Genomic DNA, 20,728 nt, shown 5'->3' with positions numbered 1-20,728 from the left:
CCGCAGCCATGTCCCTCCGCCGCCCCGGCGGTCGCCGTCGCGCTACCACGGTGCAAACCGCCACAGCACCGTCTTCGTCCCAACGGGCCTGAACGTGTCACCCGTTCGGAGGACCGAGTGCCGGTCGCCGGTCGCGGGCCCCGGATGCTCGCTACATTCACGCCGATTCCCGACAGGGGGCGCCGCACACAGCACCGGGGGACGATCACGTGCCGTCGCGGCGCTCGGAAGGTGTGACGCACATGCCCCAACGACCCGCAACCGACCGCCCGGCCTTCGCGCCGCGGGCCGACCGGCCGCCGGCAGCCGCAGAGCCGCGGACCGGCACCACCGGCCCGCCGCGGCAGGCCGCGGACCGGTCCCACAACCAGCGCCTCGCGGCGCTCATCGAGGAGGCGGGGTTCTCCCACGCCGGACTGGCCAGACGCGTGGACCAGCTCGGCCTCGAGCACGGGCTCGACCTGAGGTACGACAAGACCTCGGTCACCCGCTGGCTGCGCGGCCAGCAGCCCCGGGGGGCCACCCCGGCGCTGATCGCCGAGGTCTTCACCCGCCGGCTGGGCAGACGGCTGGGCGCCCAGGACCTCGGCCTGGACGCCTGCGCCCCCGTCTACGCCGGACTGGAGTTCGCCGAGACGCCCGCCGAGGCCGTCGACATCGTCTCCAGCATGTGGCGCAAGGACACCGGCCCCCACTCCGAGCTGCGCCGGATCGCCTTCACCCCGGCCGGCCTCGTGGTGCCCAGCCGCGACTGGCTCATCGGCCGCACCGACGAGCGGGTCGCCCGCGAGGCCCCGTCCGACCAGGACGGGCAGGACGGCCAGGACGGCCGGCCCCACCGGGCCCCGGCCGGCGGCCTGCGCCCCCCGGCCCGGCCCCTGGGGCCGGGCGGCCGCGTGCCGCTGCAGGGCCGCCGGCCCGGCGCGGCGACGGGCCGGGCGGGCATCAGGGCGGACGCCGAGCACCCCTCGCCGCACCCCCAGCGGGAGGGCCGCGGCGCGCTGCGGGTGGGCCGCGGCGACATCGCCGCCGTCCGGGCCGTCGGCGACCTCTTCCGCGCCCTCGACCACGCCTACGGCGGCGGCCACGCCCGCCAGGCGCTGGTGCGGTACCTGGAGAGCGAGGCCGAGCCGATGCTGCGTGGCCGCTACGGGGAGCCCGTCGGACGGGCGCTGTTCGGCGCGGTCGCCGACCTCACCCGGCTCGCCGGCTGGACCTCCTTCGACATCGCCGCCCACGGCCTCGCCCAGCGCTACTTCGTGCAGGCCCTGCGGCTCTCGCAGGCCGCCAACGACCGCGTCTACGGCGGGTACGTCCTGGTCACCATGAGCCGCCAGGCCGTCCACCTCGGGCACGGCCGGGAGGCGGTGCAGCTCACCCGGGTCGCCCAGCAGGGCGTCGGCACGACGGCGCCCGCCGGACTGCAGTCCCTGATGCACGCCGCCGAGGCCCGCGGCCACGGCGTGCTCGGCGACAGCCGCTCCTGCACCGGGGCGCTGGTCCGCGCCGAGCGGGCCCTGCAGGCCGCCCGGCCCGGCGACGACCAGCCCTCCTGGGCGCGGTCCTTCGACGAGGCGCAGCTCGCCGCCGAGTTCGCCCTGTGCTACCGCGACCTCCAGCAGTGGCGGCTCAGCGCCCAGCATGCGGAGAAGTCACTGCGGCTGCGGTCGCCGGGGTACGCCCGCAGCCGGGTCTTCTCCCGCTGCGTGCTCGCCACCGCCCGGCTCGGCATGGGCGACGTGGACGAGGCCTGCGCGGTGGCCACCGAGGCGCTGCGCGCCGCGGCGGAGATGCGCTCGGCCCGGGCGGTGGAGTACCTGCGGGACTTCCACCGCCGGCTCGCCCCGTACCGCGGCAGCCCCGTCGTGCGGGCCTTCGAGGAGGCCGCGCGCGGCGCCGGGATCGTCTGACCCCGCGCGGCCTCCTCCCGCCGGGCCGCGCCTCGCGCCGCCGGCGGTGCACCGGTCAGGAGTGCACCGGCGGGGGCGCACGGCAGGGGGCGCGCCCGGCGGCGGTGTGCCGCACGCCCGCACGTCGCGGGCCGGGGGCGGTCAGGCCGCCGCCGCCTCCCGGACCAGGGCGGGGGCCCCGAGGTCGCGGAGGATCTGCCGGGCGGCCCGCCGTCCGGAGACCAGCGCGCCCTGGACGGAGCTCGTGTCCCGGTGGTCGCCGCAGACGTACAGGCCGCCGATCACCCGCACCGGGCGGCCGAAGTGGTGCGGCGGCGGCATCGCGGGCACCGCCTGCTCCACGTGGCGGACCGCCAGGAACGCCCACGCCGCCGTCGAGGTCCCGTACAGCTCCGACAGCCGCCGCCGCACCCGCGGCTCCAGCGCGGCCGGGCCGCCCGCGTCGAACGACCGCCTCCCCAGCACCGCGGTGGCCACCAGCGACCGCCCGGGCGGCGCGTACGAGGGGTCCACCCGGCTGAGCACCAGCGAGTGCGAGACCGGGCTGGCGCGGTCCGCGTCCAGCAGCAGCAGCGGCTCCGCCAGCGGCGCCTCCGGCGCGACGTGGTAGTACGTGGTCACCGGGTGGAAGCCCGGCAGGTGCAGGCCGGGCAGCAGCCGCGCCGCGGACGCCGCGTCGGTGGCCAGCACCGTGCACCGGCCGCGGACCCGGCCGTGCCCCTCGGTCTCCACCCCGTCCGCCGACACCGCCGTCGCCCGCACGCCCAGCCGCACGGTGCCCGGCGGCAGCCCCTCCGCCAGCTGCCGCGGCACCGCCGCCGCGCCCCCCGCGGGCAGGCAGAGCCGGCCCCGGGCGTACGCGCGCAGCACCAGGTCGGCGCAGCGGCTGCTGGTGGACAGCTCCGGGTCGCTCAGCAGCGCCGTCAGCAGCGGCCGCAGGAAGCCGTCGACCACCCGCGCGGACAGGCCGCGGGCGGCGAGCGCCTGCGCCGTCGTCAGCTCGGGCCGCCTCAGCAGCTGCGGGACGGGGGTCGCGGCGAGGCGGCCCAGCGCGGCCCCCAGCCGGGCCTTGTCCAGCGGGCTGCCGATGGGCGCCCGGACCGCCGCGAGCCGCGCGGCGGGGATGCGGGGGTCGCCGACCCGGTACCGGCGGCCGCCCGCGTGCACCAGCACGCCGGGCGCCAGCGGGCGCAGCTCCAGCCGGCCGGGGTCCAGGGACCGGGAGAGCTCCGGGAGCGAGGTGTTCAGCAGGTGCAGGCCCTGGTCCAGCCGGAAGCCGTCGACCTCCTCCCCGGCCATCCGGCCCCCCACGTGCTGCGCGGCCTCCAGGACCGTCACCGACAGCCCGGCGGCGCACAGGTGGCGGGCCGCGGCCAGACCGGCGGTGCCGGCCCCCACGACCACCACGTCGGGATCGTCGCGGCCGCGGATGCGGTGGGCGAGGTCGTGTGCCGGCACGGGGCGCTCCTCCCTGGTCGCTCCCGGCGCCGGCGTCCCTGGGGCCGGGCGGCGGGGTGCGGTCCGCCAGGGTGATGCCCCGCCGAGCCGGTCGGCAGACAGGAACTTCCGGCCGAATTCGCCGGGAGGGGCGGACACCGGGGCGGCTCCGTGGCGGGTGGTGCGGACGGGGCGCCCGGGGCACGAGGGGCCGGTCCGGGGACCCCGGACCGCCTCCCCGCCGACCGCCCGCCGGGCGGCGGCCGGGAACACCGCCCGGCGGCCCCCGCCGTCCGGCGGGGGCCGGGCCGCCGCCCGGCCGCCCCGCCCCCTCCCGGGCCGCTAGAGCGCCGCCCGCACCGCCTCGTCGATCGTCGGGTCCGAGAACCGGAAACCCGCCTCCAGCAGCTTGGCCGGGACCACCCGGTGGCTGCCCACCACCTCCACCGCGAACTCGCCCAGCACCGCCCGCAGCGCCGCCTCCGGCACCGGGAACGGCGTCGGCCGCCGCAGCACCCGGCCCATGGCCGCGGTCACCTCGCGGTTGGTGACCGGCTCGGGCGCGGTCAGGTTCACCGGCCCGCTCAGCCCCTCGGTGTCCACCAGGAAGCGCAGCGCCGCGACCTCGTCCCGCAGCGAGACGAACGACCAGTACTGGTCCCCGGACCCCATCCGGCCGCCCAGCCCCATCCGGAACAGCGGGAACATCCGCGCCCACGCGCCGCCCCCGGAGGCCACCACCAGGCCGGTGCGCGGGTGCACCACCCGGATCCCGGCCTCCGCGGCCGGCTGCGCCGCCTCCTCCCACTCCTGGCACACCCGGGCCAGGAAGTCGCCGCCCGGCGGGGCCGTCTCGTCGACCACCCGGTCGCCGGTCTGCCCGTAGAAGCCGATCGCGGAGCCGGAGACCAGCACCGACGGCGGGGTGGCGAGCCCGGCCAGGGCCTCGGCGAGCGCCGCCGTGCCCAGTACCCTGCTGTCGCGGATCTCCCGCTTGTAGGCGTCGGTCCAGCGGTGGTCGCCGACGCCCGCCCCGGCCAGGTGGACCACGGCCTCCACCCCGGCCAGGCCGGCGGAGTCGACCTGCTGCCGCTGCGGGTCCCAGTGCACCTCCTCCGGGCCCTTCGGGGCGTGCCGGACCAGCCGCACCACCTGGTGGCCGTCGGCGGTCAGTGAGCGGACGAGTGCGGAGCCGATGAGTCCGGACGAGCCGGTGACAGCGATGCGCATGGGCTCATCCTGGCAGCCGGACCCGAGCGGGGGTGAGGACGCGCGCCGGGCGGCCTACAGTGATCCGCATGCCGTCCGACGACCAGATCCGCGACCCGGCCACCGCCGCCCCGGCGGCCCACGGCCCGGCACCCCGCACAGCCCCGCCCGCCGACCCGCGGACCCGGGCCGCCGGGCCGGAGACCGCCGAGTCGGAGACCGTCGAGCTGGTGGTCCGACCGGCCGCCGCCGCCGACGACGCCGCCCTGGCCGACCTCGACCGCCGCAGCTGGTCCCCGCTGAGCGACGTGATGCCGCCGCGCGAGCCCGGCACCCCCTTCTTCGACGAGCGGCACGGCCCGGACCAGTACCAGGTCGCCGTCCTCGACGGCCGGATCGCCGGCTACGTCCGGGTGGTCCCGCCGACACCGCTTCCCAGCAACGCCCACGTCCGCCAGATCCAGGGGCTGGCCGTCGACCCCGGCCTGCGGGGGCGCGGCATCGGGCGGGCCCTGGTCGACGCGGCCGGCGTCCGGGCCCGCGCCGAGGGGGCGCGCCGCCTCACGCTGCGGGTGCTCGGCCACAACGCCCCCGCCCGGGCCCTGTACGAGCGGTGCGGCTTCGCCGTGGAGGGCGTGCAGCCGGGGGAGTTCCTGCTGGACGGCGCCTACGTCGACGACGTCCTGATGGGCCGCAGCCTCCTCGACGGCGCGGGGCCGCTGCCGCAGGAGGGCCCGCTGCCGTAGGGCCGCCGCCCTGACGCCGCGCCGGGGCGAGCCGGGGTGCCGCGCCCTGATGCCGCGCCGGGGGGCGCGCCGGGAGTGCGGCTCCCGGGGATGCCGGGCCGCCCGTCCGCCGCGCGGCGCCCCGCCGGACCCTCAGCTCCCGTAGCGGTCCCACAGCCGGGGGAAGCGCTCCGCCATCGCCGTGTGGTCCTCGAAGTCCAGCGCCCGCCCGGCCGGCTCGTCGGGCTCGGGCACGTCCAGGTCGGGCAGCGGCCCGCCGGTGAGCCGCTCGTACGCCTCGTCGGCCGCGTAGCCGACGTCCTCGGCGTCGCCGTCCTCCTCCTCGTCGAAGCGGGGGAGGAGTTCGGCGAGGTTGTCGGGGTCGTGCAGCGCGCCCTCGAAGACCTCCCGGCCGCGGCTGATCAGCCAGCACCGGAAGCAGGCGAAGGCGCCCTCGGAGGCCCCGCCCAGCAGCAGGTGGGCGGCACCCCACAGGTCCCAGCGGTACGCCCGCTGGAAGCGCACCTCGAAGAGCCGGGCGAAGTCCGCCACGTCGTCCGGCACGAGCGCGGTCAGCCGCTCCACCAGCAGGTCCGCCTGGTCCTCCGGGTCGCCGTCGGCGGCGTTCCGGGTCTCGTCGAGCAGCTGCCAGAACTCCGTCTCGTACATCACGCCACCAGCATCCACGCCCGGGGGCGCGGCCGCATGCGGCGGGCCGACCGCTCCTGCGAACGGGTGCGCCCCCGGCCCGCCGAGGCGGACCGGGGGCGCACCGCGCCGTGCTGAGGGAGGACTACAGGCCGAGGTCGCCCTCGAACGCGCCCTCCTCCAGGCGGGCCTTGACCGTGCCGAGGTAGCGGGCGGCGTCGGCGCCGTCCACGATCCGGTGGTCGTACGACAGGGCCAGGTAGACCATGTCGCGGACGGCGATCGTCTGGCCGAGCTCGGGGGTCTCGACGACCACCGGGCGCTTGACGGTCGCGCCGATGCCCAGCATGCCGACCTGCGGCTGGTTGAGGATCGGCGTGTCGAACAGCGCGCCGCGCGAGCCGGTGTTGGTCACCGTGAAGGTGCCGCCGGCCAGCTCGTCGGGCTTGAGGCCGCCGTCGCGGGTGCGGGCCGCGAGGTCGGCGGTCCGCTTGGCGATGCCGGCGATGTTGAGGTCGCCCGCGTCGTGGATGACCGGGACGAAGAGCCCCTTCTCCGTGTCCACCGCGATGCCGACGTTCTCGACGTCGTGGTAGGTGATGGTGTCGTCGTCGTTGACCCGGGCGTTGAGGACCGGGTGGACCTTGAGGGCCTCGACGGCGGCCTTCACGAAGAACGGCAGCGGGGAGAGCTTGACGCCCTCGCGCTGCTGGAAGGCGTTCTTCGCCCGCGCCCGCAGCTGCATGACGCGGGTGACGTCGACCTCGACCACGGTGGTGAGCTGGGCCGACACCTGCAGCGACTGGACCATGTGCTTGGCGATGGCCTTGCGCACACGGGTCATCGGCACGGTCTGGCCGCGCAGCGGCGACGGGGCGGCCTGGGCGGCCGGCTTCGCGGCGGCCGGGGCCGGGGCCTGCGCGGCCCGGGCGGCGCGGGCGGCCTCGGCGGCGGCGAGGACGTCCTGCTTGCGGATGCGGCCGCCGACGCCGCTGCCCTTGACGTCGGCCAGCGCGACGCCCTGCTCGGCCGCGAGCTTGCGGACCAGCGGGGTGACGTACGCGCCCTCGCCCTCGCCGGCGGCCGGGGCCGGGGCGGGAGCGGAGGGGGCCGGCGCGGCGGGCGCCTGCTGGACCGGCGCGGGGGCCGGCGCGGCCGGGGCCGGGGCCGGGGCCGCGGGGGCGGCCGGAGCCGGGGCCTGCTGGACCGGGGCCGGGGCGGGGGCCGGAGCCTCCTGGACCGGAGCCGGAGCCGGAGCCGGAGCCGGAGCGGCCGGGGCCGGGGCGGCGGGGGCGGCCGGGGCGGCGGGGGCGGCCGGGGCGGCACCGGGGGCGCCGATGAGGGCGAGTCGGGCGCCGACCTCGGCGGTCTCGTCCTCGCCGATCAGGATCTTCAGCAGCACACCGCCGGTCGGCGCCGGGATCTCGGTGTCGACCTTGTCCGTGGAGACCTCGAGCAGCGGCTCGTCGGCCTCGACGGTGTCGCCCTCGGCCTTGAGCCAGCGGGTGACGGTGCCCTCGGTGACCGACTCGCCGAGCGCCGGCAGCAGCACCGGGGTGCCCTGGGCGTCGCCGGCCGGGGCCGGGGCGGCGGGGGCCTCCTGCGCCGGGGCGGCCGGAGCAGCCGGGGCCTCCTGGACGGGGGCCGCGGGGGCCTCCTGGGCGGGGGCGGCCGGCGCCGGGGCGGCCTCGGCGGCCGGGGCGGGGGCGGCCGCGGGGGCGCCGGAGCCGTCGTCGATGACGGCCAGCTCGGCGCCGACCTCCACCGTCTCGTCCTCGGCGACCTTGATCGAGGCCAGCACGCCGGAGGCGGGCGCCGGGATCTCGGTGTCGACCTTGTCGGTGGAGACCTCGAGCAGGGGCTCGTCGACCTCCACCCGGTCGCCCTCGGCCTTGAGCCAGCGGGTGACAGTGCCCTCGGACACGCTCTCGCCGAGCGCGGGCAGCGTTACTGAGACCGCCATGGTTTCAGGAACTCCTTCAGAGTCGTGCGGTGCGGATGGTGTGGCGTGTCCTGGGCTCAGTCGTGGTTGTGGAGCGGCTTGCCGGCCAGCGCCAGGTGGGCCTCGCCGAGGGCCTCGGACTGCGTCGGGTGCGCGTGGATGAGCTGCGCGACCTCGGTGGGCAGCGCCTCCCAGTTGTAGATCAGCTGGGCCTCGCCGACCTGCTCGCCCATGCGGGCGCCGACCATGTGGACGCCCACGACGGCGCCGTCCTCGACCTGGACGAGCTTGATCTCGCCGGCGGTCTTGAGGATCTTGCTCTTGCCGTTGCCGGCCAGGTTGAACTTGGCGACCTTGACCTTCTCCGCGCCGTAGATCTCCTTGGCCTTGGCCTCGGTGATGCCGACGGAGGCGACCTCCGGGTTGCAGTAGGTCACGCGCGGCACGCCGTCGTAGTCGATCGGCACGACCTGCTGGCCCGCCAGGCGCTCGGCGACGAGGATGCCCTCCGCGAAGCCGACGTGCGCCAGCTGCAGGGTCGGGACGAGGTCGCCCACGGCCGAGATCGTCGGCACGTTGGTGCGCATGTACTCGTCGACCAGGACGTAGCCGCGGTCCATCGCGACTCCGGCCTCCTCGTAGCCCAGGCCCTGCGAGACCGGGCCGCGGCCGATGGCGACGAGCAGGAGGTCGGCGTCGATCTGCTTGCCGTTCTCGGTCGAGACGCGGACACCGGACCCGGTGTACTCCACGCCCGAGAAGCGGGCCTTCAGCTCGAACTTGATGCCGCGCTTGCGGAAGGCGCGCTCCAGCAGCTTGGAGCTGCCCTCGTCCTCCAGCGGCACCAGGTGCGGCAGGGCCTCGACGATGGTCACGTCCACGCCGAAGGACTTCCACACCGAGGCGAACTCGACGCCGATGACGCCGCCGCCCAGGATCACCGCGGACTTCGGGATGGTGTCGAGCTTCAGGGCGTGGTCCGAGGAGATCACGCGGTCGCCGTCGATGGTGAGGCCCGGCAGCGACTTCGGCACGGAGCCGGTCGCCAGCACGATGTGGCGGCCCTCGTAGCGCTGCCCGTTCACGTCCACCGAGGTGGGGGAGGACAGGCGGCCCTCGCCGGTCACGTAGGTGATCTTGCGGGAGGCCACCAGGCCCTGGAGGCCCTTGTACAGGCCCGCGACCACGTCGTCCTTGTACTTGTGCACACCCGGGAGGTCGATGCCCTCGAAGGTGGCCTTCACGCCGAACTGCGCGGCCTCACGGGTCTCGTCGGCCACCTCGGCGGCGTGCAGCAGGGCCTTGGTGGGGATGCAGCCGCGGTGCAGGCAGGTGCCGCCCAGCTCGCCCTTCTCGATGAGCGCGACCTGGAGCCCCAGCTGGGCCGCGCGCAGCGCCGCGGCGTAACCGCCGCTTCCGCCTCCGAGGATCACTACGTCGAAAACGGTGCTGGCGTCGTTCGCCACGTCACGTCCTCCATGCATGGGTGCTTGTGCCCGGCCGGTCCGGACCGGGTGGGTGCTCCCTTGTGGGGAGCCCAGTCGTGCCGGAAATACATCTTCGCACTTGTCGGCGGGTGTCGATGGCCGGGGTCGCCCCGCGGGCGCCCCGGCGGTGGTGCGGGGCGGCCCGTCCGCCCCCTGTGCGAGGGTATCGCCGCAGCTCACAGCGGTGCGGGCATCCGCGTGAGCCGTTCCGTGCACGCATCGGGGCCCGGAAGGACATCCTTCCGGGCCCCGGACGCGCCACCTTCGGGTTACAGCAGGGCGCCCGCCGCGGCGTCCTCCGCGAGCTGCACCAGGGTGCGCACGGCCGAGCCGGTGCCGCCCTTGGGGGTGTAGCCGTAGGGCTGGCCCTCGTGGAAGGCCGGGCCCGCGATGTCCAGGTGCGCCCAGGCGATGCCCTCGGCCACGAACTCCTTCAGGAACAGGCCGGCCACCAGGCCGCCGCCCATCCGCTCGCCCATGTTGGCGATGTCGGCGACCGCGGAGTCCATGCCCTTGCGCAGCTCGGCCGGCAGCGGCATCGGCCACGCCTGCTCGCCGGCGCGGCCCGCGGCGTCCACGACGCGGTCCCGGAAGGCGTCGCGGTCGGACATGACACCGAAGGTGCGGGTGCCCAGCGCCAGCACCATCGCGCCGGTGAGGGTGGCCACGTCCACGATGGCGTCCGGCCCCTCCTCACCGGCGCGCACGATCGCGTCGGCCAGCACCAGGCGGCCCTCGGCGTCGGTGTTGAGCACCTCCACCGTCCTGCCGCCGTACATCCGCAGCACGTCGCCGGGGCGGGTGGCGGAGCCGGACGGCATGTTCTCGGCCAGCGCCAGCCAGCCGGTGACGTTGACGGCCAGGCCGAGCCGGGAGGCGGCGACCACGGCGGCGAGCACGGCGGCGGCGCCGGACATGTCGCACTTCATGGTCTCGTTGTGGCCGGCCGGCTTGAGCGAGATGCCGCCCGAGTCGTAGGTGATGCCCTTGCCCACGAAGGCCAGGGTGGTCTTCGCCTTCGGGTGGGTGTAGGCGACCTTCACCAGGCGCGGCGGGTTGGCGGAGCCCTGGCCGACGCCGAGGATGCCGCCGTAGGAGCCCTTGGCCAGGGCCTTCTCGTCCAGCACCTCGACCTTGAGGCCGTACTCCTTGCCGGCGGCCTGGGCGGCGGCGGCGAAGGACTTCGGGTGCAGGTCGTTCGACGGGGTGTTGACCAGGTCGCGGGCGCGGTTCATCTCGCCGGCCAGCACGGTGGCGCGCTCGACGGCGGCCTTGGCGTCCTTCTGGCCCTTGCGGCCGGCCAGCACGACCAGCTCGCCGACCGGCGCCTTGCCGTTCCGGCCGTCGGTGCGGTACGCGGTGAAGGCGTACGCGCCGAGCAGGCCGCCCAGCGCCGCGGCCTCGACCTCGGCGGGGCCGACGGCGGGGAGCGCCAGCGCGGCCTTGCCGGTGCCGGCCAGGGTGCGGGCGGCGACGCCGGCGGCGCGGCGCAGCGCCTCGGGGCCGTACGCGCCGTCCTCGGCGGCGTCGCCGAGGCCGACCGCGAGCACCACGCCGGCCTTCAGCCCGGCGGGGGCGGGGACCTTGACCGCCTCGCCCTCGGCACCGGTGGCGCCCAGGGTGGCCAGGACCTCGGCCAGGCGGCCGCCGAAGGCCTCGGCCACCGACTCGGCGCCCGGCGCCAGGACGGGGCCCTTGTCACCCTTGGCGATGCCGACGACGACGGCGTCCACGCGCAGCGAGGCCGCGGAGGAGGTGCTCACAGACAATGCAGTCACGTATGTGGGTCCTGTTCTTGATGCGGGCCGGAGCCGGACGGGTCCGGGCGGGGCTCTTCGTCCGCCGCCGGGTCCGGCCGTGTGGGGGTCTCCTCCGCGAGAGGGGTCCGGAGGGGGATTCACCAGGGGTTCCCGGGGTGCCGGTTCCTCACGCATGGTAGTCCGCATCGTGGACGGCCGCGGCGGGGGAGGGGGTCCGGAGGCCGATGATCACGGCGGGTACTCGCCACCGGCGGCCGACCGCCAGACGTCCCGTCCGCCGGCCGCCCCGGATCCCGGACCGCCCCTCAGCCGCCGTCCGCAGCCGTCCCGTCCGCCGCCCCCGGGCCCCGGCACCTCCGTTCTCCGGCACCCCCGGCCCGCCGCGCCGCAGCGGCTCAGCCGGCCGCGGGCAGCAGCGCCAGCGCCACCAGCGTCCCGGTCGCCGCCGTCTCCGCCATCGCGCCCAGCACGTCCCCGGTGACCCCGCCCAGCCGCCGCACGCACCGTCGCAGCAGCAGCCCCGCGCAGCCCACCCCCGCCGCGAGCGCCGCCGGGGGGCACAGCGCGGCCCAGCCGTCCGCGGCCGCGGCCGCGCCCGCCAGGACCGCCCACCCGGCCGTCACCGCCGCCGCCGCGCCGGGGGCCACCGTGCCCGCCACCGCCGCGCCCAGGCCGCCCGGCCGCGCCGCCGGCACCGGCCGCAGGCAGCCCCAGGCGAGCGCGCACCGCGCCGCCACCGCCGCCGTCACCGCCGCCAGGGCGCCCCGCCGTGCGCCGCCCCCGTACGCGCCCGCCAGCGCGGCGGCCTGACCGAGCAGCACCAGGACCAGCACCAGCACGCCGAAGGGGCCGATGTCCGACTGCTTCATGATGCGCAGGGCGTCCTCGGCGGGCCGGCCGCTGCCCAGCCCGTCGGCGACGTCGGCCAGTCCGTCCAGGTGCAGCCCCCGGGTCAGGGCCGCCCCGGTGCCGACCGCCGCCACCGCCGCGAGCAGCGGCCCGCCGCCGAGCAGGACCACCGCCGCCCCGCACGCGGCACCCGCCGCGCCCACCACGAGCCCCGCCAGCGGCGCCCAGAGCATCGCCGCCCCGGCCGTCGGCCGGTCCCAGCGGTCCACCCGCACCCGCAGCACCGTCAGCGTGCCGAACGCGAACCGCAGCCCGTGCAGCGGCGGCAGGCCGCCGGCCCGGCCCGCGGTGTGACGCTCCGTCACGTCGCGGACTCGGCCCACCCCGGGCCGTCGGCCGGGCGGTCCGCCGCCGGCACGTCCGCCACGGGCAGCTCGGCGAGCGCCGCCGCGGCGGCCTGCACCAGCGGCAGCGCCATCAGCGCGCCCGTGCCCTCGCCCACGGTGATCCCCTGGTCCTGCAGCGGCTCCAGCGTCAGCCGGTCGTACGCCTTGGCCAGCGCCGGCTCGCCCGTCGCCTGCCCGGCCCGCCACCACTCGGGCGCCCGGAAGGCGACCCGCTGCGCCACCAGCGCGCAGGCCGCCGACACCACGCCGTCCAGCAGCACCGGGGTGCGCCGCACCGCGCTCTGCAGCAGGAAGCCGGTGACCGCCGCGAAGTCCGCGCCGCCGGTCGCCGCCAGCAGCGCCAGCTGGTCTCCGAGGACCGGCCGGGCCCGCCGCAGCGAGTCCCTGACGGCCGCGCACTTCACCATCCACACGCGGTCGTCGATGCCGGAGCCGCGCCCGGTCACGGCCGCCGCGTCCGTCCCGCAGAGCGCGCCGACCAGCACCGCGGCCACCGTGGTCGAGCCGACCCCGAGGTCGCCCAGCACCACCAGGTCCGTGCCCGAGTCGGCCTCCTCGTCGGCGACCGCCATCCCGGCCCGGAACGCCTGCTCGGCCTCGGCGGCGGTCAGCGCGTCCTCGACGTCGATCCGGCCCGAGCCGCGCCGCACCCGGTGCCGCACGACCTCCGCCGGGAAGGCGTCCTCGTCGGCGTCCACCGCCATGTCGACGACCCGCACCCGGGCCCCGAACCGCCGCGCCAGCACGTTCACCGGTGCCGCGCCGTCCAGCACGGCCCGCACCCGGCGCGCGGTGGCGTCCTGCGGGAGCGCGGAGACGCCGAGCCGGGCGATCCCGTGGTCGCCCGCGAACAGCACCACCGCGGGCTGCTCCACCGGCCGCACCGGGCAGCGCCCCTGGACGCCGGCCAGCCAGCCGGACAGCTCCTGGAGCTGCCCCAGGCCGCCGCGCGGCAGTCCGGTCGCCGCCCACCGCTCCCCGGCCTCCTGCCGTGCGGTGTCGTCGGGCCGCTCCACCCGGGAGGAGAACGCGTCGAGGTCCACAGTGCTGTCCATCAACAGGGGAGAGTACCCGTCACGCCTGCCGGATCGGCAGCACCTGCCCGGCGACCACCAGCAGCACCGTCTCCGAGGCCTCCGCGACCGCCATGTTCAGCCGCCCCAGCTCGTCGCGGAACCGCCGCCCGGACGCGGTCGCCGGGACCACGCCCATGCCGACCTCGTTGCTCACCGCCACCACCGTCCGCCGCGCCTCCCGCCACGCCGCGGCGAGCGACGCCGCCCGCGCCTGCACCGCGGCCTCGCCGCCGTCCTCCCACACCGCGTCGTCCCAGGCGCCGCAGGCGTCCATCACGTGGGTCAGCCACAGCCCCAGGCAGTCGACCAGCAGCGGCGCCGGGTCGGCGGTGTCGCGCAGCAGCGGCTCCAGGTCGCAGGTCTCCGCCGTGCGCCAGCCCGCCGGGCGCCGCCCGCGGTGCAGCGCGACGCGCCGCGCCCACTCGGGGTCGCCGTCCCGGGTCCCGCCGGTGGCCACGTACAGCACGTCGTCGCGGTCGGCGAGCAGCTGCTCGGCCCGGGTGGACTTGCCCGACCGGGCGCCGCCGAGGAGGAGGGTGCGCGTCATGGGGCCATCCTGTCCGGCGGCCCGCCGTGCGGCCGTGCCGGGGTGGGTGATCGGGGGCCACCGCTCGGCTACCCTGCGTCCAGGGCGCGCGGCGGACGGCCGCGCGGGCACGGGAGGAGCCGGGCATGGCGTGGACGTGGCGGTACGAGAAGGCCGACGGCTCCGTGGTGGCCCCGGCCGGGCCGCAGGAGGAGTTCCCGACCCAGGGCGACGCGGAGTCGTGGATCGGCGAGTCCTGGAAGGAGCTCCTGGAGGACGGCGTGGACAAGGTGGCGCTGCTCGACGACGGCTCCGCCGTCTACACCATGAGCCTGCACGAGGGCTGAGCCTGCACGAGGGCTGGGCCCGCACGAGGGCTGAGTCTCCACGAGGGCTGGGCCCGCACGGGCGTCGAGCCGAATGCGGCGGGGGGCGGGGCCCGCGGGCCCCGCCCCCCGCCGCGCCGCCGTTACGGGCGGCCCTTGGGGGCCGTCTCCGCGGTGCGGGCCGGGTCGCGCTCGACCACCGGGTCGAGGACCTCGTCGACGGCGCGGAGCAGGTCCGCCTCCAGCCGCACGCCCGCCGCCTTGGCGTTCTCGCCGACCTGCTCGGGCCGGGAGGCGCCGATGATCGCGGCGGAGACGTTGGCGTTCTGCAGCACCCAGGCGACCGCCAGCTGGGCGGGGGAGAGCCCCGCCTGGTCGGCGAGCGGCCGCAGCCGCTGCACCCGCTCCAGCACGTCGTCGCGCAGCCAGCGGGAGACGAAGTTCGCCCCGCCCTTGTCGTCGGTGGCGCGGCTGCCCGCCGGGAGCGGGGCCCCGGGCGCGTACTTGCCGGTCAGCACGCCCTGCGCGATCGGCGACCAGACGATCTGCCCGATGCCGAGCTCCTCGCAGGTGGGCACGACCTCGGCCTCGATCACCCGCCACAGCATCGAGTACTGCGGCTGGCTGGAGACCAGTGGGATCCGCAGCTCGCGGGCGAGCGCGTGGGCCTCGCGGATCTGCTGCGCGGTCCACTCGGAGACGCCGATGTAGAGGGCCTTGCCGGCGCGGACCACGTCGGCGAAGGCCTCCATGGTCTCCTCCAGCGGCGTGGAGGGGTCGTACCGGTGCGCCTGGTACAGGTCGACGTAGTCGGTCTGCAGGCGGCGCAGCGAGCCGTCGATCGACTCCATGATGTGCTTGCGTCCCAGGCCGCGGTCGTTGCGGCCGGGGCCGGTGGGCCAGAAGACCTTGGTGAGGACCTCCAGGCCCTCGCGGCGCTCGCCCTTCAGCGCCCGGCCGAGGACGGCCTCGGCGCGGGTCTCGGCGTAGACGTCCGCGGTGTCGAAGGTGGTGATCCCGACGTCGAGGGCGGCGCGCACGCAGGCGAGCGCGGCCTCCTCCTCGACCTGGGATCCGTGGGTGAGCCAGTTGCCGTAGGCGATCTCGCTGACGACGAGGCCGCTGCGGCCGAGGTGACGGAACTCCATGCACGGGACCGTACCCCGCGGACCGGCCCGGTGATCACCCCGGGCGGCCGGACGGGCCCGCCCGGCGGCCACCCCGGCCCGGTGGCCGCCCCGGACCGCCGGTCACACCGCCGGGCGCCGGGCCCCCACGACGTGCAGCAGCGCCGCGACGCCCCGGTAGGGGTCCTCCCGGCCGGCCCGCTCCTCGGCGTCCAGCAGCTGCGCGAGCTGCCGCCCGTCCGCGGGCAGCGGGGCGTCGTCGGGCGCGGTGTCGGTGAAGACCCGCACGCCGTACCAGTCCCGCAGCGGCACGTCCATGGAGTCCAGCGCCTCCGCCAGGTCCTCCAGCCGGTCGGCGCGGGTCGCGAGGCCGAGCCGGTTGGTGTAGCGCACGCCGCCGTCGAAGGCCTGGAGGGCGCCCCGCCAGTCGCCGGCCAGGCCGGGCCGCATGGCGAGGGCGCCGCCGTTGCGGACCAGCAGCGACAGCATGCCGCCGGGGGCCAGCACGCGGGCCAGCGCGGCCAGCATCGGGCCGGGCTCCGGCAGGTACATCAGCACGCCGTGGCAGAGCACCACGTCGAAGCTGCCGGGCTCGAACCAGCGGCCGCACTCGCGGCCGTCGCCGGCGAGCAGCCGGACCCGCCCCCGGACCTCGGGCCCCTCGGCGGCCAGGGCGGCGTGGGCGGCGCCCAGGGTGGCGGGGTCCGGGTCGAGGCCCGTCACCAGGTGGCCGGCCCGGGCCAGCCGCAGCGTCTGGGTGCCCTGTCCGCATCCGGCGTCCAGCACCCGCAGCTGCCGGTCCGGGTGCCCGTGCGCCGGGCCGCCGAGGGGGTGGCCCCCGGCAGGCAGCCCGCCCGCCGGCAGCCCGCCGGCCGGCAGCCCGCCGGCCGCCCGGCCGATGCCGAAGTGGCCGGCCAGCTGCTCGGCGAGCTGCCGGGCGACCAGCTCCTGGCGCACGACGTTGCGCAGGCCGCCCAGGTGCGACAGCCACGCCCCGGCGCCGGGGGCGAAGCCGGCGGCCGGGGCGGGGAGGAGTGCGCGGCCCGCGTGCTGCGGGTGCCGCCCCTCCGGCCAGGAGGGGACGGGCACGGTGCTCAGAGCTTGGCCCCGCGCTTGACCTGGGGCTTGGGCAGCCGCAGGCGCCGCATCTGGAGGGTGCGCATGAGCGCGTAGGCGGTGACGCCCTTGTGGCTCTCGTTCGGGAAGCGCTGCTGGAGCTGCTTGCGCAGCACGACCGCGTGCCGGACGGAGTCCAGGACGATGCCGACGATGACCACGAGCCACATCAGCAGCGAGACGAACTGCAGCGCCGGGTTGCGCAGCACGCTCAGGATCAGGATGACCACGGCGAACGGCAGGAACCACTCGGCGACGGTGAAGCGGGAGTCGACGAAGTCGCGGGCGAAGCGCCGCACCGGGCCCTTGTCGCGGGCGGGCAGCGCCCGCTCGTCGCCGTTCAGCAGCGCGAGGCGCTGCTTCTCCCGCTCGGCGCGCATCCGGGTGCGGGCGTCGCGGGCGGCCTCCTTGCGGTCCTTGGGCACGGAGGTGCGGGTGCGGCGGCTGGCCTGGGCCTCGCTGCGCTTGGGCGTGGGCCTGCCCTTGGGCGCCTGCGGGTTGCGCGGCTGGGCGGCCTGCTCGTCCGCGAGGGCGGTGGCAGCGGCGGGGGCATCCTGGGAGCGGCGTCGGAACACGTAGAGAAGAGTACGTGGTGTCGGGCCCCGACCCCTAGTGCCCTTCTCCGTCGTGCGGACGATGCCCTTCCGCCCGCGCTGTAGCAGGCTTGTTGCAGGCAGGTGCGCTGCGTCAGGCGCCCCCCTGCCCGTACTGTGGGAACCAGAGAACAGCAGGCCTGAGAAGGGGGCGCCGAGGTTCATGGGCGACGGAATCATGAAGCGGATGGGGATGGTCTTCCGCTCCAAGGCGAACAAGGCCCTGGACCGCATGGAGGACCCGCGCGAGACGCTCGACTACTCGTACCAGAAGCAGCTCGAGCTGCTGCAGAAGGTGCGCCGCGGGGTGGCCGACGTCGCCACGTCCCGCAAGCGCCTCGAACTCCAGCTCCAGCAGCTGCAGCAGCAGTCGGCCAAGTACGAGGACCAGGGCCGCAAGGCGCTCTCCCTGGGCCGCGAGGACCTCGCGCGCGAGGCGCTGACCCGCAAGGGCGCGCTGACGCAGCAGATCACCGACCTGCAGACGCAGTACCAGCAGCTCCAGGGCGAGGAGGAGAAGCTCACCCTCGCCTCGCAGCGGCTCCAGGCCAAGGTGGACGCCTTCCGCACCAAGAAGGAGACCATCAAGGCGACGTACACCGCCGCCCAGGCGCAGACCCGGATCGCGGAGTCCTTCTCCGGCATCTCCGAGGAGATGGGCGACGTCGGCCTGGCCATCCAGCGGGCGGAGGACAAGACCGCCCAGCTGCAGGCCCGGGCGGGCGCGATCGACGAGCTCCTGGCGTCCGGCGCCCTCGACGACCCGAGCGGGATGCGCAAGGACGACATCGAGGCCGAGCTGGAGCGGATCGGCGGCGGCGCCGACGTGGAGCTGGAGCTGGCCCGCATGAAGGCGGAGCTGTCCGGCGGCCAGGCGCCGCAGGCCCTGGAGCAGGGCCAGGCCGGCCAGCACCCGCAGTCGGCCCCCCAGGACACCCCGACCCGCTTCGAGAAGTGAGGGCGCCGTCATGATCGTGCGGATCATGGGGGAGGGCCAGCTGGAGGTGGCCGAGAGCCACCTGGACCGGTTGAACGCGCTGGACGTGCGGCTCTCGGAGGCGCTGGAGCGGGGCGACGAGGAGGCCTTCCGCAGCGTGCTGCGCAGCCTGCTGGCGGCGGTGCGGGAGAGCGGCTCGCCGCTGCCCGCGGAGGCGCTGGAGCCGTCCGAGCTGATCCTGCCGAACGAGGACGCCACGGCGGAGGAGGTCGGCAGGCTGCTGCGCGACGGGGGCCTGATCCCGGGCTGAGCCCCGGCCCCGGCACGGCCGGGCACCACACGACGCGGGAGGGCCCCGGCACCGCGTGCCGGGGCCCTCCCGCGTGTCCTGGACGTGTCCTGCGCGTCCTGCCCGTCCCGTGCGTACACCGGACGTCGGCGCGTCCGCGCCGCCGGGCGCCCGCCGCTACGGCAGCGCGAGCATCCGGTCCAGCGCGGCCTTGGCGAACCTCTCGGTCTCCGGGTCGACCTGGATCCGGTTGACCACCCGGCCGTCGGCCAGCGACTCCAGCGCCCACACCAGGTGCGGCAGGTCGATGCGGTTCATGGTGGAGCAGAAGCAGACCGTCCGGTCGAGGAAGACGATCTCCTTGTCCGGGTGGGCCTTGGCGAGGCGCCGCACCAGGTTGAGCTCGGTGCCGATCGCCCACTTCGAGCCGGCCGGGGCGGCGTCCAGCGCCTTGATGATGTACTCGGTGGAGCCGACCATGTCGGCGGCCGCCACCACCTCGTGCCTGCACTCGGGGTGGACCAGCACGGTCACGCCGGGGACGCGCTCGCGGACCTCGTTGACCGAGTCCAGCGAGAAGCGGCCGTGCACCGAGCAGTGGCCGCGCCACAGGATCATCTTCGCGGCCCGCAGCTGCTCCGGGGCCACCCCGCCGCCCGGCTTGTGCGGGTTGTAGACGACGCAGTCGTCCAGGGTGAGGCCCATCTCGCGCACGGCGGTGTTGCGGCCCAGGTGCTGGTCGGGCAGGAAGAGCACCTTCTCGCCCCGGGAGAAGGCCCACTCCAGGGCCCGCTTCGCGTTGGAGGAGGTGCAGATGGTGCCGCCGTGCCGGCCGGTGAAGGCCTTGATGTCGGCGGAGGAGTTCATGTACGAGACCGGGACGGTCGCGTCGGCCACGCCGGCGTCGGTGAGGACGTCCCAGCACTCGGCGACCTGCTCGGCGGTGGCCATGTCGGCCATGGAGCAGCCGGCCGCCAGGTCGGGGAGGACCACCTGCTGCCGCTCGGAGGTGAGGATGTCCGCCGACTCGGCCATGAAGTGCACGCCGCAGAAGACGATGTACTCCGCCTCCGGGCGGGCCGCGGCGTCCCGGGCCAGCTTGAAGGAGTCGCCGGTGACGTCGGCGAACTCGATGACCTCGTCCCGCTGGTAGTGGTGGCCGAGGATGAAGACCCGGTCGCCCAGGCGGGCCTTGGCGGCGCGGGCGCGCTCCACCAGGTCCGGGTCGGACGCTGCGGGGAGGTCGCCGGGGCACTCCACGCCCCGCTCGCTGGCCGGGTCGGCCTCCCTGCCGAGGAGCAGCAGGGCGAGGGGGGTGGGCTGCACGTCCAGCAGAGGCTCTGCGGCGGGTGTGGTGGTCACGGGCCGGTGCCCTTCTTCGATCGCCAACGGCTTTTCGTCTATCTGACGTTATCTATCATAACGCGTTCGCGTCAGATTGACGATGGCCACCCCGGCGATGTGACGCGGACGACCGCGGTGCGCCCGGCACGGAATCCCAGGTACTAGCCTGGTGGGGGCGTCGAATCGCAAGGACCCCGGGGCGTGTCGCCCCGTCTTCACCGACCAGCGGGAGCCGCAACCCATGAGTACGAGCCGTCCCGGCGGCCACGGCCCGTTCCCGCCCCTCGGCACCGCGCCCGACACCGGCCTCGACGACGTCGACCGCCGCCTGCTGCGCCGCCTCGGCGAGGACGGCCGCGCCTCCTACGCCCGCATCGGCGCCGAGGTGAACCTCTCCGCCACCGCCGTCAAGCGCCGCATCGACCGGCTCCGCGCCCGCGGCGTGGTCCGCGGCTTCACCGTCGTCCTCGACCCGCAGCTGCTCGGCTGGGGCACCGAGGCCTTCGTCGAGGTGTACTGCCGCGAGCGCACCTCGCCCGAGGAGATCCTCGCCAGCCTCCGCCAGTTCCCCGAGGTCGTCGCCGCCTGGACGGTCACCGGCGACCCCGACGCCCTCGTCCACCTGCGGGCCGCCGACATGCGGCACCTGGAGGCCGTCATCGAGCGCATCCGCCGCGAGCCCGGCGTGCAGCGCAGTCGCAGCTCCGTCGTCCTCTCCCGCCTCATCGGCTGACGGCCGCTTCCGGCCCCGGGCCCGGCCCCGGCACCCCTCACCCGTCCGGCCCATCCCGCCCCCGCGCAGGAATCCTGCAGCCGACCCGCCGAACACGCCCGAATGCTGCGCGCCGTGCAAAGGATCGACGCGCGCCCGGAGCCGCCCCCTGCCTAGGCTGAACCCCGTCCGGCAGCGCCCCGGGCGCCCCGGACGCACCCCGCGTCACGCCGGGCGCGGGCGCACCGGCCCGGGACCGCTCCGGCGACGCGAACGCGACCAGTGACCAGCGCCGACCCTCGCCGGAG

Annotated in this window: 18 protein-coding genes and 1 pseudogene; 6 read left to right on the top strand and 13 right to left on the bottom strand. The window is 76.5% G+C overall.

What is annotated here, in order from left to right:
• Positions 1 to 242 precede the first annotated feature (242 nt).
• A complete protein-coding gene (locus tag LO771_RS04700; protein ID WP_230648289.1) occupies positions 243 to 1,910 on the top strand; it encodes a regulator in 1,668 nt (555 codons plus the stop codon).
• Between the two features lie 141 nt (positions 1,911 to 2,051).
• Here LO771_RS04700 and LO771_RS04695 read toward each other — a convergent pair whose 3' ends face one another.
• Together LO771_RS04695 and LO771_RS04690 are read right to left on the bottom strand one after the other, a co-directional pair.
• Entirely contained in the window at positions 2,052 to 3,368 is a 1,317-nt protein-coding gene (locus LO771_RS04695; protein ID WP_230648288.1) for an NAD(P)/FAD-dependent oxidoreductase, read from the bottom strand.
• A gap of 321 nt (positions 3,369 to 3,689) precedes the next feature.
• Positions 3,690 to 4,577, bottom strand: coding sequence for a TIGR01777 family oxidoreductase (locus tag LO771_RS04690; protein WP_230648287.1), 888 nt, complete (start codon positions 4,575 to 4,577; stop codon positions 3,690 to 3,692).
• Between the two features lie 206 nt (positions 4,578 to 4,783).
• Between LO771_RS04690 and LO771_RS04685 the strand changes: the two genes are divergently transcribed.
• Complete coding sequence (locus LO771_RS04685) at positions 4,784 to 5,302, top strand: GNAT family N-acetyltransferase (RefSeq protein WP_230648383.1); 519 nt, start codon at positions 4,784 to 4,786, stop codon at positions 5,300 to 5,302.
• 132 nt (positions 5,303 to 5,434) lie between these two features.
• On the opposite strand, the gene LO771_RS04680 is transcribed toward LO771_RS04685, so the two are convergent.
• The 7 genes and pseudogenes from LO771_RS04680 to cobU all read right to left on the bottom strand — a co-directional run.
• On the bottom strand, positions 5,435 to 5,950 hold the full coding sequence (locus tag LO771_RS04680) for a DUF4240 domain-containing protein (RefSeq protein WP_230648382.1): 516 nt from the start codon (positions 5,948 to 5,950) through the stop codon (positions 5,435 to 5,437).
• Between the two features lie 124 nt (positions 5,951 to 6,074).
• Entirely contained in the window at positions 6,075 to 7,892 is a 1,818-nt protein-coding gene (gene sucB / locus LO771_RS04675) for a 2-oxoglutarate dehydrogenase, E2 component, dihydrolipoamide succinyltransferase (protein ID WP_230648286.1), read from the bottom strand.
• Between the two features lie 56 nt (positions 7,893 to 7,948).
• Positions 7,949 to 9,337, bottom strand: a complete 1,389-nt coding sequence (gene lpdA / locus LO771_RS04670) for a dihydrolipoyl dehydrogenase (protein WP_230648285.1) — start codon at positions 9,335 to 9,337, stop codon at positions 7,949 to 7,951.
• 290 nt (positions 9,338 to 9,627) lie between these two features.
• Complete coding sequence (locus tag LO771_RS04665; protein ID WP_230648284.1) at positions 9,628 to 11,136, bottom strand: leucyl aminopeptidase; 1,509 nt, start codon at positions 11,134 to 11,136, stop codon at positions 9,628 to 9,630.
• Positions 11,137 to 11,513: 377 nt separating this feature from the next.
• Positions 11,514 to 12,332, bottom strand: a complete 819-nt coding sequence (locus tag LO771_RS04660; RefSeq protein ID WP_230648283.1) for an adenosylcobinamide-GDP ribazoletransferase — start codon at positions 12,330 to 12,332, stop codon at positions 11,514 to 11,516.
• On the bottom strand, positions 12,329 to 13,429 hold the full coding sequence (cobT, locus tag LO771_RS04655; protein ID WP_230648380.1) for a nicotinate-nucleotide--dimethylbenzimidazole phosphoribosyltransferase: 1,101 nt from the start codon (positions 13,427 to 13,429) through the stop codon (positions 12,329 to 12,331). Before cobT ends, LO771_RS04660 begins: the two co-directional genes overlap by 4 nt.
• Before the next feature lie 19 nt (positions 13,430 to 13,448).
• Positions 13,449 to 14,096, bottom strand: a pseudogene (gene cobU / locus LO771_RS04650) (bifunctional adenosylcobinamide kinase/adenosylcobinamide-phosphate guanylyltransferase); the annotation flags it as partial.
• Between the two features lie 26 nt (positions 14,097 to 14,122).
• Here cobU and LO771_RS04645 point away from each other — a divergent pair.
• Entirely contained in the window at positions 14,123 to 14,323 is a 201-nt protein-coding gene (locus LO771_RS04645) for a hypothetical protein (RefSeq protein ID WP_230648282.1), read from the top strand.
• A 122-nt stretch (positions 14,324 to 14,445) separates the two neighbouring features.
• Here LO771_RS04645 and LO771_RS04640 read toward each other — a convergent pair whose 3' ends face one another.
• The 3 genes from LO771_RS04640 to LO771_RS04630 all read right to left on the bottom strand — a co-directional run bounded on the left by LO771_RS04640 (position 14,446) and on the right by LO771_RS04630 (position 17,120).
• Complete coding sequence (locus LO771_RS04640) at positions 14,446 to 15,450, bottom strand: aldo/keto reductase family protein (RefSeq protein WP_230648281.1); 1,005 nt, start codon at positions 15,448 to 15,450, stop codon at positions 14,446 to 14,448.
• Positions 15,451 to 15,552: 102 nt separating this feature from the next.
• Positions 15,553 to 16,407, bottom strand: a complete 855-nt coding sequence (locus LO771_RS04635) for a bifunctional 2-polyprenyl-6-hydroxyphenol methylase/3-demethylubiquinol 3-O-methyltransferase UbiG (protein WP_230648378.1) — start codon at positions 16,405 to 16,407, stop codon at positions 15,553 to 15,555.
• Between the two features lie 116 nt (positions 16,408 to 16,523).
• Positions 16,524 to 17,120, bottom strand: coding sequence for a DUF3043 domain-containing protein (locus tag LO771_RS04630; protein WP_230648280.1), 597 nt, complete (start codon positions 17,118 to 17,120; stop codon positions 16,524 to 16,526).
• 181 nt (positions 17,121 to 17,301) lie between these two features.
• On the opposite strand from LO771_RS04630, the gene LO771_RS04625 reads away from it, so the two are divergent.
• Together LO771_RS04625 and LO771_RS04620 are read left to right on the top strand one after the other, a co-directional pair.
• Positions 17,302 to 18,096: a PspA/IM30 family protein gene (locus LO771_RS04625; RefSeq protein ID WP_230648279.1), complete on the top strand. Its 795-nt coding sequence runs from the start codon at positions 17,302 to 17,304 to the stop codon at positions 18,094 to 18,096.
• A 10-nt stretch (positions 18,097 to 18,106) separates the two neighbouring features.
• The gene (locus LO771_RS04620; protein WP_230648278.1) at positions 18,107 to 18,385 is read left to right on the top strand and encodes a hypothetical protein; all 279 of its coding nucleotides are present in this window, start codon (positions 18,107 to 18,109) and stop codon (positions 18,383 to 18,385) included.
• A gap of 156 nt (positions 18,386 to 18,541) precedes the next feature.
• On the opposite strand, the gene nadA is transcribed toward LO771_RS04620, so the two are convergent.
• On the bottom strand, positions 18,542 to 19,726 hold the full coding sequence (nadA, locus tag LO771_RS04615; protein WP_230648277.1) for a quinolinate synthase NadA: 1,185 nt from the start codon (positions 19,724 to 19,726) through the stop codon (positions 18,542 to 18,544).
• A gap of 223 nt (positions 19,727 to 19,949) precedes the next feature.
• Here nadA and LO771_RS04610 point away from each other — a divergent pair, with 223 nt between their 5' ends.
• Complete coding sequence (locus LO771_RS04610) at positions 19,950 to 20,441, top strand: Lrp/AsnC family transcriptional regulator (protein WP_230648276.1); 492 nt, start codon at positions 19,950 to 19,952, stop codon at positions 20,439 to 20,441.
• The last annotated feature ends 287 nt before the right edge of the window (positions 20,442 to 20,728 follow it).

The sequence above is a fragment of the Streptacidiphilus sp. ASG 303 genome, from assembly GCF_020991365.1.
Classification (GTDB): Bacteria; Actinomycetota; Actinomycetes; order Streptomycetales; family Streptomycetaceae; genus Peterkaempfera.
Note: the sequence above shows the minus strand (reverse complement) of the source record. Positions and strands in the feature narration are given on the sequence as shown.